The following is a 15863-nucleotide window of genomic DNA, read 5'->3' as shown; positions in this document are numbered from 1 at the left end:
AGCAAGGAACTTGCCGAACCGCTTTCGGAAGTCGCATGCCACCTATGGGTGGCCGCATGTGTCATGGAAGACGATGGAACACTTCCTTCATGTCGTAATAGCTTTGCTTCAAGCGTTCTGTATAGCCAACTTTATCCCACTGTTTCCATGTGTATACTTGGATATTGTGTAAGGAGTAGTTCTTATATGCACGAGTTTGTGCACCTGTCGATGAATTACCTCCTCGTTCCACAACCCAAGGCAAGAATCGTATCCCTTCTGTTGCAATCGTCGGCAGATCTCGCTTTCGTTCCACGCTGCCATATGAAATGACTTGCTTCGTACTTGGATCTGCGAAACCGAGCAGCATCCACGGAATTCGAATTTCGACGGTGTCGCCCTTCGCCTCCCAAGCCGCAAGCGAGTTGTATGACTTGCTGTTCGGGTCGCTCGTCCCTCGATGCAGCTTGCCTACAACAATATCTTGAAATGGATGAGCCGATCTTGTATCCGGCGGTTCCATCTTCAGACTAACTGCCAGCTTCCATGGATTGAACAGTCCCGAATTATCCTTCATCTCCTGTGGTTTCGGTTCAACCATCCAATAACCGGATGGGCCATACAGCCTGTTGTTGAAGTCATAATTCGAAGCGATGCGAACCTCACTGTCCTTGCCGATGACCGTAAGTGTCTCCAGCCCTTCGTCCAGCTTAATACCCGGAAGCTCCTTCATGGTGCGATTGCCGCCTGTTTGCGTATTCGCCCCAATGTATAGCGTCTGCTTGTCAGGATCGAACGGCTTATCCAGCTTAAGCATCGTATAGACATAGCCCTCGTCATGGGTGATCCACATCTCACGAACCCCCGGCAAATCTGACTTCAGCAGCATTTTCTCATCGTCTGGAATAGCATCCCAATCCTTGGAATCCCCATCGATAACAATGGCATCCGCCTTGCTCGGGTACATGCCCAGTAGCCCGAACATTTTCTCGTTCGTTAACACATTGAGCCAATACGGCCTGCGGTCAGCAGGAACTTCAATCTTCATCGTATTCCACGTCTTCTTGAACCACTCATCCTGCCACATGAACAGAATTGCTCCTGCATAATGCTCATCGTAAATGTCCTGTGTGAGCGATGCATCGATACGCCCTTGCTCACGCTCATTATGACCGCCTTGATTGCGTCCCCCCATACCCAGATGAGAGATGCCAATCGAAGATGGCACGCCATATTCCGTGATCATGACCGGCATATCCTTGAACTCCGCCTTCAGCTTGCGCAGATACGCCTTGTACGTATTGAACTGCCCTTGCTTGTCGCGAATCGTCTGCAGCGAAGTATCCAAGTGGAAGAAGTCCGGGTAGTACGGATAGACGTGATAAGCAGCGAAATATCCCGCGCTCCAAGCCTTCGGCTGAATATTCCTTGCGTCGACGCTCACCATATCTTCTTGGAATAGTGGCTCTCCCGGGTGCTTCAGCACATCTGTGGTCACCCAGTTCGTGAACGTCATCGGGTGATGCCACCCATATTCGTTCTCCACCGCGGCAGCGTGATCAAGCATTTCGGCGAGCCAGTTCTCAAATGGGCTTGCTTGCCCAGTCGCGTTGAAAAAGGAACCTATGTAAGCCGATACCTTGCTATGCTTCTTGTTTGTCTTATCAACCATCACTGGGTCCCATTCCGTCCCGATATGCCAAGCCATCAAGTAATCACTGGCGTTCGTCCTATACTTCCCTCTCGCTGTACCGGATTGATCTGGTAGCGTAATATCGCCGTATACCGCTCGTACAACCTTCTCAATTTCGTGCTTGAACTTCTCTTTGATCTCGGGCAAGTAAGCATCTTGCGACTCGATCAGCTCTTCCTCAGGCGACCATATGCCTTGAATAAAATAGAGCGGCCGCTCCGCTTTATCGCGGTTAAACTTCACAAGCGCTTCGTAAAACACCGGATTGTGCACGGTGTACACCCGGATCACATTCGCGCCCATATCATGTATCTGCTGGAACCAACGCAGATAATCTTCTTCTTGTATCGGGAACTCCCCTGGGAAGTATCCAGGCAGTGTAGCGCCCAGATTGACTCCTTTAACAAAGATTGGCTCGAAGCCATCTTCTTTGTACTCTAGGATGCGGTCGCCCTCCGTCTTGAACTTCAGCTTGATGCCATCCTCACCAGCGTAGGCGACAGGCTTGGAAGACAGCAACTCCGGCATCCAATACAATCCGCCTGCAAATATAATTATGACCGGCATCAGTATGCCTATAACGAGATTTCGCTTTTTCCTACGGTTCATAGATATGTGACCTGTTCACCCTTTCTGTGAGTGTTGTCCGCAACCTCTTATACTATCTAACCAAGTTTTTTTCTGGAATAACATGGTTAGATAGTCGCGTTTTGAAAACTAGGACCCTCATTTTCTGCTGGTTATTGCAGCGCTGAAGCAAAGAAAAAGCCTGCTGCAAAGCGATTTGATCACTCCTTTTCTGATTACGCGAACGATTAGGTTGGAGAAATTGTAAATCGATATCATTTGTCATCATTTGACGCGAACACGTCGAAAAAGTTGCGTTTTTGTAACCATTTTACCAATAAAATGTATATTTATCGGACTATGGTCACCCTTCGCCTGAGCGTTTTGTACCATAGTTTTACAGAACATAAAAAAACAGGAGGATCCCCCCTCCTGTTTGGTTATTCAGGTTTGTGACGGCTGTACCATTGCCATACATGTGCGACGTCGCGGTCGTCGAAACATGTCGCAGTATAGGAATGTCCGCTCATAATCGTAACATGTAGGGAGCGAATATTTCGCTGACGCTGATAGTAACTGTCTTTCGTTGAAAGCGAGACAATATGCGGTCTCAACATATAGCAGGACTTTCTAGCGATCGCGCGGCTTCGTATCATTAGCTGCTTATTCTGGATACCAATTCCCGCGTCCTTAAGTCGCAGTGTCCCCATCCCGAGCAATATCGGCATTAGGAGCCACAGCCAATGGGCCATATTCCCCTGCCACCAATAGAGCAGTCCGTAAGCGATAAGGAAGAGCAGCAGTTCCATACGAACATAGTACCACCAGGCCCGACCAGGCGGACGATGCTGCACAGCATCGTTCGCCAATTCAACCTGCGGTACAAAATGGGCTAACAAATGCGGAAGATCCCGAACCCGAATAAGCGGATGCAGCAGCAAGGATTCTTTCTTATCTGCTGACAGCACTCCGACCTCCACCTGTGCGTACCCGAGCAGCTGACGAAGTATGCCCTCCTTCACAATGATTTCCTGCACTCGGCCTGGTTTGAAGGCGTTCACCTTCTTCTCGAATAGTCCGTAGGAAATGACAATCTCGTCCCCCTGCACCACCGCTGTAAATCGATAGTACTTCGCGACGAACAACAGCGTTGAGATGAGCCATGCAAGTATGAGACCGCCGACTCCGAGCACGACATAAGTCAGATGGCTTGGAATCGCGGACATCATCTGATCCATTAGTCTTTGCATCAGCCCATCTGGCAGAATCAGCTTCAGCAGGTCATCTGCGAAGTTCGTAATCGCCAAATAGAAGGCAAGCAGCATGCCTAAATGGATCGTTGTCGCCGAGGATAGGAATAATGTTCCTACCTTCAGCCTTATGTCCCGTGCGGACAAGCCCGCCTCCTCTGACGGTTTGTCCTGATCCTTCTGATTCGCGCCTGCTGTCGCATGGACGTTGTTACTAGGCAGCATATGATTAGCGCCTGCCGTCTTAGGTATATCGCCGCTCTCTAGGCCGATCTGCGGAGTACTCTGCTTGCGCTGCGTTAAAATAGTGCGCAATTCCTCCGCATGTGCAAGCGACAATGTAGGCAGCACGCCATCTCCATCCGCCTCTCCGCCAGGCGTCTCAATCTTCAACTGAGCTGTCCGGCTTACACGCTGCAGGAAGGACTGCTCCAAGCGTACCGAGTGAATGCGCCGATAGAAGATTGTTTTTTCTTCCCGAATCCAAATCCCTTTATTGATGACGAGCTTATCTTCCTCGAAGCGGAAGGTGAACCTTCTCCAATCCAACACCGCATCTACGATTGCATAGACAACAATGGCGGCAAAAAGAATCTGCATCCACGAGTGATCCTTAGCCTTCCATGCGTAGAGAATAAGGAAAGGCCATATGGCCTTGGCTACCTGCAGAATCGAAAATCCCATGTGCAGTGGATGAAGGCGCATCTCCTTATTCTTCATGGTCATCCACCTTCGCCAGTTCTGCAATTTTGGCCTTTAGCCGCTCCGCTTCTTCCTCTTGGACTGCCAGAATCCGATGAGTCGTCGCCGCAGTTACGACTGACAATTGCGAGAGCCCATACTTGCGCAGCAGCGGCCCGCGTTCTGTCTCTACATGCTGTACGCGATTCATAGGTACAATCGTATGCTTCAAATAAATAACTCCTGATTGAATGTGCAGCTCTTCCTCAAACACTTCGAATGCAAAATAACGATAAGTTAGTATCGGTTCAATCCATACGAACCAAATGAAAGATACCGCCCATAATCCTGATGCAATCCAAGCGGGGTACTGTATCCAGCCTTGTACAGAAGCGATAATAACATAGGCAATAATGACTGCAGCCATAATGCCATGTGCAATGACGCCTGCAATGCGAGATGCCTTCCTATAGTCAGGATGCAACTTTTGCCCCAGCTTACTCTCCATTCTACATCCCCCTCCAACCATCGGGACTTATTTACTCATGCCCTCTGCAATCTTGATTAGTTCTTCTTGCGCAACATCTGGGTTCGACGGAATCATCGTGTAACGGAATCCATCCTCGTCCCAAGTAAGCGAGTGTATTTCGTCCCAATACCATCCTGATTTTCCGCGCACCGTTACTGCCGTGCCCAGATCTCTTTGTGCGTCAGCAGGTGTCTTGAACAGACTGACACTTACATAAGATATACCGTTTTTGTCATACTCCAAAGAGATTTCCGTACGCTTCATCTCTCCCTCTAACTGCGCCAACTCTGTCTTCTTCAACGAAAAATCCTTATCCGTTATTTGTAGAAATGGAGCTCCCGCCGCTTTCTTCGCTTCCTCCAGTGATACCTGCTTCGCCGGGTTCAGCTCATTGATGTCACGCACCGGAATATCCTTCGGTATGCCCAACTGGAACGTATCTGCCGTGAACTTCGGCGCCATATCCAGCCTCGTATATTCGAAAGTGGATTTGACCGCACCGCTATCGATCTTGCTCTTTATCACCATCCAAGTAGATTGATCGACCCATAACTCCATTTGCTTCAGCAGGGCATCCTTCTTTTTGGATGAGGCCTTAATATGAACCGTTTGATGTTCGCCGACTTTTTCGTCTCCCATCGATTCAATACGATACGATTTGTTCAAATGTTCCAGCATATTTTTCAACTGCTCCCGCTGCGTCATCGGCCGCATCCCGTCACCTACGTCCATTTTGAATGCTTGCCGATTATGCTCATCCCATACCGTAATCAGCTTGCCGTCACTCACAGATATGGCTCGCTCATTGTCCTTTATTACTTCTTCCCGCTTCTTCTTCGTCTCTGCATCCGACCATTCCTTCAGGATATAACGCTCAGTTTCTTTGCCGTCCTCATAAGAAATCGTAACACCTTCCGCGTAGTAGGAGACTTCCTTCTTACCCGCTTCCAGCGCTTGACTCACGAGTTGTTCCCCGCTCAATTTCACCGAACTGGTACAGCCTGTAAAGATCAAGCTGCTTGCTAGTAATAGACTGCCTGCAAATCGGAACATCATCTTCATTCATCCTCTCTGTCTGATCCTTGTTCGTAACTAAATCGACAGGCCAATAATGTGCCATGCGCCGCAGCCGACCATACGCCGATGCTCCCGCCATGCCGCTCCGCGATCATATTTGCGATACTAAGTCCTAGTCCTGATGCTCCGCCAGTACGAGACTTCGTCCTCGACTGGTCAGCCTGGTAAAAGGGTTGGAACAGCTTCTTGATATGCTGTGGCTCTATCTCTTCGCCTTCATTCTGAACGAGCAGCACTAGCGCATTCCCTCTCCAAGCCTGAACACGGTCAACAAACGCCGGGAACAACCATTCCGGCAGCGGCTGATTCTCTGAAAAAGCCCCCAGCCAAATCGTTTTCCCATACGGCGTATACCGGATTGCATTCCCCATCAAATTATCCACGAGTCTCATCATCTGCTTCGCATGGAATGGATAGACGCCGGCCACCTCATTTCGAATGTCGAGATGAATGCCTCGCTGCGCACAAACCGCATCATATCCCGAGAACAGCATATCGAACAGTTCTTCCCCGTCCACGAGGACTTGCTCTTGCCCATCCCCGTTCTCCGTAGAACGAAGTGCTGTGTAGGTCGCCAGATCGTCCAGCATCTGCTGCATGTAGCCGATTTTATCAAGCATAATGCCGAAGTATTCCTTCTTCTCATCCGCTGTTACTTGCTTATCTTGCTGCAACGATTCCGCATATGCTCGAATGGAGGTAAGCGGCGTCTTCAGGTCATGGGACAACGATGCGACCATGTAATCCCGCTCCTGCTGCTCCGCAGCAATTTGCGCTCTGGCCTGCCCAACCTGCTCTCTCATGTCGTAAAAATGGGCAATCAGGGTTCCCATCTCGTCCTTGGAGCTGCGGCTAATATCAGGAACAAGCTCATTGCGTGCAAATGCAGTCATCTGCCGCATCAACTGCTTCATTGGAAGATTCAACTTCCGCTGAATAACAAAGAGCGCCGCGCCATATAGGGCAATAAAAAACAGCACGGCACAACCAATGACGATATACGTCCTATATTGGAAGGCGTTAAGCCATTTTTCGCGCACCATCGTGACTTCATAGAACCCAATAAGTGTTCCTTTCTCGAACACGGGCTTTTTCAACGTATACGTATCATGGCTTTGCTCCAGCTTGTACAGGTTCTCGTACAATTGCTCTGGATTGACACGATACATGGATGGAAGCATCTTGTTCTCCATCGATGTAAATACTTGAACGCCATCTGCCCGATACAGTGTGATCTTGAGCGAGTGGTCAGCGACTCGACTGACCGCCTGGAACTTGTCCTGCGGCTGGATGCGATACAGCAAAGGCGCTGCTATAACCTGCTCCACTTCACTTAGGCGCTCCATCACATCCATATATTCGGCTAATCCTTCCCGTTCATCATAGGACTGCAGCAGCCCGAACAAAGCAGCGAATGCCACGAGCGGCAGGATCATAACGACAAGACAAGTGATCATCAGCCAATGTGTAATCTTCATCTGCGCCGCTCACCAATGAACCGATAGCCCGTTCCCCACACCGTCTGTATATAAGTGGGATTGCGTACGTCATCTCCAAGCTTCATGCGCAGACTCTTAATATGAACAGACACCGTGTTGTTGCCTTCCGCATCGGCCTGCTGCCATACATGCTCATATAGCTCCTTCTTCGTAAACGCACGCTGCGGGTGATGAGCAAGAAGTACGAGAAGTGCCCATTCCTTGGCTGTTAGGGTGATGGACTGATCTCCCATGCTTGCAAGTTGATGCTTCTCATCAATAGCGAGCCCACCCTCGAAGGACAAGCTGTCCGTTGAGGCTTCTGCCCCATCCGTATAACGCTTGAATCTTCGCAGATGCGAATCGATTCTAGCCGTAAGCTCGGACAAGCTGAACGGCTTCGTCACGTAATCATCCGCCCCGAGCTTCAAGCCCTGTACCTTGACCTCATCCTCCAGCCGCGCACTTACTATAAGAAGCGGAACGTTGCTCGACAGCCGGATATTTTTACACAAGGTGAACCCATCCATCTCCGGCAGCATCAAGTCTACGATAACCATGTCATAGGTACCAATGCGGAAGTCCTCCCACCCCTCCAGTCCTGTGGAAGACCAGGTGACCTCGTATCCTTCCCGACGCAAATGATCTCTAATAATTCTCGCGATTTCTCTATCATCTTCGACAAGTAATATGTTCGTACTCATGGTGTCCCTCGCTCCTTGTCTAATTATAGTTGTCCCTAAGCTGCATCCTTTGGATTTCATACTTTCTTTATAAAAGCGACTGCAATTGGATAGACCATATGCATCCTAGTTATTACATAAAAAATAGGCCTGCCCTGCAAGTAGTTGCTCTACTCACAAGACAGCCCATTCTATTTCTTCTTATTAATTAGGTTACACTAATTCCGTGTTCGTAACCTGCAATAACTCAAGCAGCGCCTTCTGCTTATACATTTTCAAAATAAAGCTGCTGCTTCACTTTGTAGCGTTCCATCGCTAATTGAATCAAACGATCCAGCAGCGCTCCGTAGGCAATCCCTGTTTCCTTCCACATGAGCGGATACATGCTAAAAGGCGTAAAGCCGGGCATCGTATTCACTTCATTGATGAATACCTGCATATCCGAACGCCGTACGAAGAAGTCGACGCGAGACAAGCCTGAGCCGTCAATCGCTCGAAATGCAAGTACCGCCATCTCGCGCAGGCGATCCAGAAGCTCTTCGTCCAGCGGAGCTGGGATAACGATCTGCGATTTGCCATCGATATATTTTGCTTTGTAATCATAGAACTCACCGGAAGACACAATTTCGCCTGGCACGGATGCTTCTGCTTCGTCATTGCCAAGCACGCTGACTTCTACTTCGCGAGCGTCTACGAACTCTTCTACAATTACCTTGCGGTCATAGCGAAGCGCAACCTCGATTGCCTGCTTCAACTCGGCATCATTGCGCGCCTTCGAAATGCCTACCGACGAACCCAAGTTAGCTGGCTTAATGAAGCATGGGTAGCCAAGTTCTGATTCAATATTGGCCATCACATCGGCTTGATGATGCTCCCATTCGCTGCGAATGAAGTGAACATATTTGCATTGCGGCAAGCCGGCATGCGCAAATACCTGCTTCATGACAGCCTTATCCATACCTACGGATGATGCCAATACACCTGCGCCGACATAAGGCACATTCGCCATTTCGAACAAGCCTTGGATCGTTCCGTCTTCCCCGTTCGTTCCATGAATAAGTGGGAACATAACATCGATGCTGTCCCCAGCATTTCCGGTGCTGTCGACTCGAGCGAACAGCATTTCCATTGCGTCCTTCGTGTAACCGGCAGCGCCTTCTAATGTCAGCTCTGATTTATCGCTAAATGGTTGATGACGCAATTCTCCTACGCGCCATTCCCCTGTCTTTGTAATATAGAATGGAATAATATCATACTTCTCGTAATCCATTGCTCCCATCACGGCAAATGCCGTCGATAATGATACTTCGTGTTCTCCTGATTTGCCGCCGTACACCAAGCCGACGCGCATCTTCTCCTGTTGTCCCATAATTCCCTCCGTCAGCGCATCAAGCGCCTGTTGTCCCTCCTACGCTGTCCATGCTGCTCCTCTACAGAGCATCAATAATATGGAAGAAGCGATATTGCGTAGCCTCAGTCCACGCGTAGGAATCCTGATAGTCCCAATAACGGTGACGGCTGTTCGTCGTATGCGCATTAATGAGCGGCATGCCGTTTGCATCAAATGCAGTTACGATCGTCGTGTGTTGGAAATGGCCATCTCCATCCCAATCATAGGCGATGACGTCGCCAAGCTGCAGATCAGTTGGCTGTGCAACCAGCTCTGCTCGCAAGCTAGATGCGCTATTAGCAAGCAAGCGCTCTAGACTGTTCGCGACCGCCCAGCTGTAGCTCCAGCTCTCCTGACCGTTGACCATTCCTTTATACCACCAGCCCGTTTCTCTTCTACCAGTATAGTTCATAGGCACCCCCCCTGCAAAGAGACATTGGGAGACATAATTGGTGCAATCGACCTCAAACGACAGAAAACGGGGATTAGGCTCGTTCCACCATTGTTCTGCATATTGTACCGCTCTCTCCCGCCGATAGGGGGAAGACTTCTGCGGCCGCATATTCATGCCTAGCACATCATAATTCAATAGGGGCATCGAGCGGTTCTGCCTCTCAGCATAATGCTGCGCCTCATGATTCTCGTCATCCAGCTTGCTGCCATGACGCTCATGGGCTGGTGTTTCTACTCGTGTAATAATCCAGCTGTCACCGTCTCGATTCAGTGTCAATCGCTCGATGTCAATTCGCTCATCGAACAAGGACACACCCTGCTGGTCATACTCGCGCTGGACGTGGAACTCTACGTCGACAGCCACTTCTCCATCGCCTTCATGCTTGCGTACGATTTTAGCCTTTGTCTCGCTCTTAAGCGGTGTTGTTCCGCGTTCGCGATACCACAATTTCAATCTTCTGGCCCGCTCGCTGGCCTTCATAACATACTCCATATCCTCGATAGGTGCCTGAACCGCATAATTCCGATCATCCACTTCTGAGCGATTGTGCTGATCTACATAGAGATACAGCGTATTTTTCCAATCTTGCCGCATGCTACTGCCTCCTTGTACGGGCGCGCCTCCGGCGGACAACCGTCCTTGAAAGCCGCGGAATATTGCTACCATATATATGCGTCATCCACATCGCTCATGTCCTGTGGAATGGCCTTGGGAAGCACGGTTATCAATTGTGTGCTTAGGGCTACGAATCTGCTCTTTATCGAACAAACGACCAGACATCACAAATATGTGCGAAAAGCACGTACATTTAGGCATTTTTATGCAGAAAAACCTCTTTACGCTCATACGGGAACACGCTATACTGGAGATGTGAAGCAATTATGAAATAACGTTTCATCTAGTGGAACTAATAGAAAAAAATTAACTACCTGCATACCTGCCAGCACACGTGAATCAGATGCATCACCAAGCAAGAGATGAACACAGAACCAAGAAGGAGGTTTCTCTATGGCAAGAACAGATGCTTTTTCTACAGCACGCGAGTTAACCGTCGGTAATCATTCCTATCGCTACTACAGCTTGGAAGCGTTCGAGGCGCAAGGCAACGATATTTCCCGCCTTCCATTTTCGATCAAGGTGCTGCTTGAAGCAGCCCTGCGCCAATTCGACGGCCGCGCCATTACGAAGGATCACGTAAACCAGATCGCCAATTGGGCGAATGGCCGTGATGAGAATAAAGAGATTCCATTCATTCCAGCACGTATCGTGCTTCAGGACTTCACAGGCGTACCCGTTGTTGTCGATCTGGCAGCGATGCGGGATACGGTGAAAAAAGCCGGTGGAGATCCGAAGCAAATTAATCCGCTTGTTCCGGTCGATCTCGTTATTGACCACTCTGTCATGGTTGATGCATTCGGCACTAAGGATGCACTCGAATATAACATGAACGTGGAATTTGAGCGCAACGAAGAGCGCTACCGCTTCCTTCGCTGGGCGCAAACGGCGTTCGACAACTTCCGTGCGGTACCACCTGCAACAGGTATCGTTCACCAAGTGAACTTGGAATACCTCGCTTCCGTAGCGGCTACGAAGCAGGTTGACGGCGTTACTGAAGTATATCCTGACTCGCTCGTTGGTACAGATTCGCATACGACGATGATCAATGGTCTTGGCGTTGTAGGCTGGGGCGTTGGCGGTATTGAAGCAGAGGCAGGCATGCTCGGACAGCCGCTCTACTTCGTTACACCAGAGGTTATCGGCTTCAAGCTAACAGGCAGCTTGGCGGAAGGCGCTACGGCGACTGACCTTGCACTGACAGTTACCCAAATGCTGCGCAAGAAGGGCGTAGTCGGCAAGTTCGTTGAATTCTTCGGTCCAGGCCTTGGGAACATCAGCTTGGCTGACCGCGCAACTGTAGCGAACATGGCTCCAGAATACGGAGCAACAATCGGCTTCTTCCCAGTTGACCAAGAGACATTGAACTACATGAGCTTGACTGGCCGCTCCGAAGAGCAAATCGAGCTCGTGAAGGCTTATTATACAGCCCAAGGCTTATTCCGCACGGAGGCTACCGAAGATCCGGCATTCACAGATGTCATTGAATTGGATCTCGGCTCGATCGTACCAAGCTTGGCTGGTCCGAAGCGTCCGCAAGACCGTGTAGAGCTGACGAACATGAAGCAATCCTTCCTTGATATCGTGCGCACGCCGATCGATAAGGGTGGATATGGTCTGAGCGACGAGAAGATCGAACAGCAAGTTGCGGTTACTCATCCGAACGGTGAGACAACACAGCTGAAGACAGGTGCTGTCGTAATCGCGGCTATCACTAGCTGTACGAATACGTCCAATCCTAGCGTAATGATCGGTGCAGGTCTAGTTGCAAAGAAAGCGGTAGAGCGTGGCTTGAAGAAGCCTGCTTACGTGAAGAGCAGCTTGACGCCTGGTTCCCTGGTCGTTACCGAATATTTGAACAAATCCGGCTTGATCGAGCCGCTGGAAGCGCTCGGCTTCCATGTTGCCGGCTACGGCTGCGCAACATGTATCGGCAACTCCGGTCCGCTTCCTGACGAAGTAAGCAAGGCAATCGCAGATGAGGATATGACCGTTGCCGCTGTCTTGTCCGGTAACCGCAACTTCGAAGGCCGTGTCCATGCTCAGGTGAAGGCGAACTATCTTGCTTCTCCTCCACTGGTTGTGGCATATGCACTTGCGGGTACAGTCAACATTGACCTTGCGAACGAGCCGCTTGGCTACGACAGCAACAATGAACCTGTATTCTTGAAGGACATCTGGCCAACATCCGAAGAAATCAAGGAAGCTGTTGCTCAAGCGATTACACCGGATATGTTCCGTGATAAATACGAAAATGTATTTACTCAAAACGAGCGCTGGAACTCCATTCCGGTTCCAGAAGGCGAGTTGTACGAGTGGGATGAGAAGTCCACGTACATTCAGAATCCCCCGTTCTTCTCGAACCTTGGTTCTGATTTGAACGATATTGCAGATATCCGCGACGCGAAGGTATTAGCGCTGCTCGGCGATTCCGTAACGACTGACCATATCTCGCCAGCCGGCAATATTAAGGTCGACAGCCCTGCTGGACAATACTTGATCGATAATGGCGTAACTCGTCAGGACTTCAACTCCTACGGTTCCCGCCGCGGCAACCATGAGGTCATGATGCGCGGTACATTCGCAAACATCCGTATCCGCAACCAAATCGCGCCAGGCACAGAAGGCGGCGTAACGAAGTACTTGCCTACGGATGAAGTGATGTCCATCTATGATGCTTCCATGAAGTATCAAGCAGACGGTACAAACCTGATCGTAATCGCTGGTAAAGAATACGGTACAGGAAGCTCCCGCGACTGGGCTGCGAAGGGCACTTACCTGCTCGGCGCAAAAGCTGTTATTGCCGAAAGCTTCGAACGTATCCACCGTTCCAACCTGGTCGGCATGGGCGTTCTGCCGCTTCAATTCCAAGACGGCAACAGCTGGCAGACTCTCGCCTTGACTGGAACGGAAACATTCAGCATCGTAGGCTTGTCCAACAACGTGGAGCCAGGTCAATCTCTGCAAGTTGTGGCAACTCGCGAAGACGGTACGCAATTCGAATTCCCGGTAACAGTTCGTCTCGACAGCATGGTCGATGTCGACTACTACCATAACGGCGGCATCCTGCAAACGGTTCTTCGCCAAATGATCGCGCAAGAGCGCTCGCACGCGTAACTATAATTAATCACGGCCCAACATGGTCAACATGAAGAGCCCCCTTATCGTCGATATTGGCTGGACACCTAATGTGTTCCTCTAATAAAGGTATAAGGGGGACTTTTTTATACATGTATGAAAAAAGAAGTACCTGTAATTCACGAGACGTAATGTATGGCGAGAAAAGGCTAGCTGAATCCTCAGACTCTGCTACTGTTATTTCCTCTGTCAGTGTTACCGTTGCTGCCTCTGTCTCTGCCCACACTCAATCTTAACCCAGGCCATCGCCGCTTCCTTCGACCAGCTGTTGACTTTGGACGAACTTCAAATGCTCTCTTCCCCAGCTGCACATACTATCGAGAACCGTAACCAAGGACTGGCCATGCTCCGAGAGACGGTATTCCACCCGAGGCGGCACCTCCGGATAGACGATCCGCTCAATAAGTTGATCTTGTTCCAGTTCCCGCAGCTGCTTGGCCAGCGTGCCTTGGGTGACATCTGGAATGATCCGCCGCAATTCTCCAAATCGCTGGGTGCCCTTGATTACTAGAATAAACAGAATAAGAGGCTTCCACTTGCCCCCGATTCGCTCAAGCGTCGTCAGCACGCCAAGTAATCGCGGCTCCTGCAAATCCATCGCTCCGTTCACCTCGCAAGAGATATGTTGTCCTATCTTATTAAATAATTGTTCTGTCTTCCAATTCCTTAGCCTGTCAAAAAGTACGATTTTTCGTACTAAGTACGATGAAAGTGTCTACTTGGCATCCCTCTCTACTTGTTCCATAATAACGTCGAATCACCAGTGAGAGGAGTCAGGAACTATGTCTACGATTTCATTACGCAAGCAACGTGTTGTCATTATTGGAGGGAGCTCAGGAATTGGCTTGGAGACGGCCAAACAAGCCACTGAACAAGGAGCTTCCATCGTGCTTGCCAGCCGTTCCGCAGATAAATTGGAGCAAGCCCGTCAGCTATTGGGGACAGATGTGACAGAGATTTATACGTTGGATAATCGCGATGAAGCTCAACTCGACCGCTTCTTCGAAACGGTTGGCCCATTTGATCATTTATTCACGCCTGGGGCTTCGTATGTTCGCGGCCCGATTACATCGACGCTTGAAATAGCTCGCAGCTGCTTCGACGCCAAGTTCTGGCCGCAATACCATGCGGTTAAATACGCGCTGCCGTACTTGAACCGCAGCGGCTCCATCGTGCTGATGTCAGGTGCATTCAGTCAACGTCCCCTTGCCGACGGCGCATCATACGCCGCTTGCAATGGAGCTATCGAAAGTCTTGGCAAAGCCTTAGCCGTAGAACTAGCACCCATTCGCGTAAATGTCATCTCTCCGGGGACAGTTCGAACCCCCTTCAACTGGGAAGGTGCAGAACAGGCCAGACGAGAGCAGGCCTATGAGCAATCTGCGCGCCTTAACCTGCTCGGCAGGGTAGGAGACGTCGAAGAAGCCGCGCATACGGTTATCTACTTAATGACGAACGGCTATACAACAGGAAGCACGCTGTATCCTGATGGAGGTTACCTTCTACGTTAACAAAAGCAAGTCATATCACGACAATGACACGCTCTTCACACAGGACTGGCTGCCTCATCAAGTCCATTCTGTAGGGAGAGCAGTTCACATTACAACTCCGCAAGGATCATTAGGTCGATTTCGAACGTTTCTTTCAAGCCTGCTATACCCATCTCCGTTATATGAATGGCTCTTGTATCCGGCAGCCGCTTCATCCAGCCCAGCTCCAGCATTCTTTCCAATAACGCGTTGCCTAGTGCTCCTGCCAGATGGTGGCGACGCTCGCTCCAATCCAAACATTTTAGGATATAGGCACGACGCTTTTTCTTCGTTCCTGTAAGATCAATTTGTAACTCTGCGAAAAAAGCCTCTCCCTTTTCCGTAATTCGAAAAGCCTCTCCGTCATCCTCCATCATGCCCATCCGTATAAGCGACTCTGTCACCTGAACTCCAGCGTATCCAGCCAAATGATCGTAGCAGGTGCGTGCAAAGCGAAGCTTCTTATCTTCAGCATGCTGCTTCAACGAGCGAATCGGAACCGGTGGCGCGATAGATAGTAAGGTTTCCATAACACGCGCTACCTCTTGATCTCGAATGCCATAATAGCGGTGGCGCCCCTGCTTCTCCATCATTATGACGCCCGCCTCGATCATTTTGGAGAGGTGAAAGCTAGCTGTCTGCGGCTTGATGTTCGCCATTGAAGCCAACTCGCTAGCCGGGTGGAAGCGGCCATCCAATAAAGCCGTCAGCATAGAGGCACGAGAACAATCGCTGACAAGCGAAGCAATTACGGCTGCATTTGGATTCGATTTTCTGGACATCCAATATCCCTCCCCAAT

At 50.0% G+C, this 15863-nt stretch carries 12 protein-coding genes; 2 read left to right on the top strand and 10 right to left on the bottom strand.

Annotation, left to right across the window (positions count from 1 at the left end; genetic code table 11):
* Nucleotides 1-61: 61 nt before the first annotated feature.
* The 8 genes from RQP50_RS18985 to RQP50_RS18950 all read right to left on the bottom strand — a co-directional run bounded on the left by RQP50_RS18985 (nt 62) and on the right by RQP50_RS18950 (nt 10375).
* Nucleotides 62-2281, bottom strand: a complete 2220-nt coding sequence (locus tag RQP50_RS18985; RefSeq protein ID WP_315746369.1) for a hypothetical protein — start codon at nt 2279-2281, stop codon at nt 62-64.
* 398 nt (nt 2282-2679) lie between these two features.
* Entirely contained in the window at nt 2680-4209 is a 1530-nt protein-coding gene (locus RQP50_RS18980) for a PH domain-containing protein (protein ID WP_315746368.1), read from the bottom strand.
* Complete coding sequence (locus RQP50_RS18975) at nt 4199-4678, bottom strand: PH domain-containing protein (protein WP_072730574.1); 480 nt, start codon at nt 4676-4678, stop codon at nt 4199-4201. The genes RQP50_RS18980 and RQP50_RS18975 overlap by 11 nt, the downstream gene beginning before the upstream one ends.
* A gap of 27 nt (nt 4679-4705) precedes the next feature.
* Nucleotides 4706-5755 carry a LolA family protein gene (locus tag RQP50_RS18970; protein ID WP_315746367.1) on the bottom strand — a complete coding sequence of 350 codons (1050 nt, stop codon included), beginning with the start codon at nt 5753-5755 and terminating at the stop codon, nt 4706-4708.
* A 2-nt stretch (nt 5756-5757) separates the two neighbouring features.
* Complete coding sequence (locus RQP50_RS18965; RefSeq protein WP_315746366.1) at nt 5758-7254, bottom strand: sensor histidine kinase; 1497 nt, start codon at nt 7252-7254, stop codon at nt 5758-5760.
* A complete protein-coding gene (locus RQP50_RS18960; RefSeq protein ID WP_315746365.1) occupies nt 7251-7958 on the bottom strand; it encodes a response regulator transcription factor in 708 nt (235 codons plus the stop codon). The genes RQP50_RS18965 and RQP50_RS18960 overlap by 4 nt, the downstream gene beginning before the upstream one ends.
* A 244-nt stretch (nt 7959-8202) precedes the next feature.
* Nucleotides 8203-9306, bottom strand: coding sequence for a D-alanine--D-alanine ligase (locus RQP50_RS18955; RefSeq protein ID WP_072730578.1), 1104 nt, complete (start codon nt 9304-9306; stop codon nt 8203-8205).
* 61 nt (nt 9307-9367) lie between these two features.
* Nucleotides 9368-10375 carry an amidase domain-containing protein gene (locus RQP50_RS18950; protein ID WP_072730579.1) on the bottom strand — a complete coding sequence of 336 codons (1008 nt, stop codon included), beginning with the start codon at nt 10373-10375 and terminating at the stop codon, nt 9368-9370.
* Between the two features lie 414 nt (nt 10376-10789).
* Here RQP50_RS18950 and acnA point away from each other — a divergent pair, with 414 nt between their 5' ends.
* Nucleotides 10790-13513 (top strand): aconitate hydratase AcnA, encoded by a 2724-nt coding sequence (acnA, locus tag RQP50_RS18945; RefSeq protein WP_021256108.1) that lies wholly within the window; start codon nt 10790-10792, stop codon nt 13511-13513.
* A 253-nt stretch (nt 13514-13766) separates the two neighbouring features.
* Here the strand turns inward: acnA and RQP50_RS18940 are convergent, their stop codons facing one another.
* A complete protein-coding gene (locus RQP50_RS18940; protein WP_315746364.1) occupies nt 13767-14132 on the bottom strand; it encodes a winged helix-turn-helix transcriptional regulator in 366 nt (121 codons plus the stop codon).
* A gap of 184 nt (nt 14133-14316) precedes the next feature.
* On the opposite strand from RQP50_RS18940, the gene RQP50_RS18935 reads away from it, so the two are divergent.
* Complete coding sequence (locus RQP50_RS18935; RefSeq protein WP_268626381.1) at nt 14317-15045, top strand: SDR family oxidoreductase; 729 nt, start codon at nt 14317-14319, stop codon at nt 15043-15045.
* A gap of 89 nt (nt 15046-15134) precedes the next feature.
* Here RQP50_RS18935 and RQP50_RS18930 read toward each other — a convergent pair whose 3' ends face one another.
* On the bottom strand, nt 15135-15845 hold the full coding sequence (locus tag RQP50_RS18930) for an ArsR/SmtB family transcription factor (protein WP_072730582.1): 711 nt from the start codon (nt 15843-15845) through the stop codon (nt 15135-15137).
* Nucleotides 15846-15863 lie beyond the last annotated feature (18 nt).

This window comes from Paenibacillus suaedae, from assembly GCF_032337355.1.
GTDB classification, from domain to species: Bacteria; Bacillota; Bacilli; order Paenibacillales; family Paenibacillaceae; genus Paenibacillus_B; species Paenibacillus_B suaedae.
This window is presented reverse-complemented; position numbering and strand designations above follow the sequence as displayed.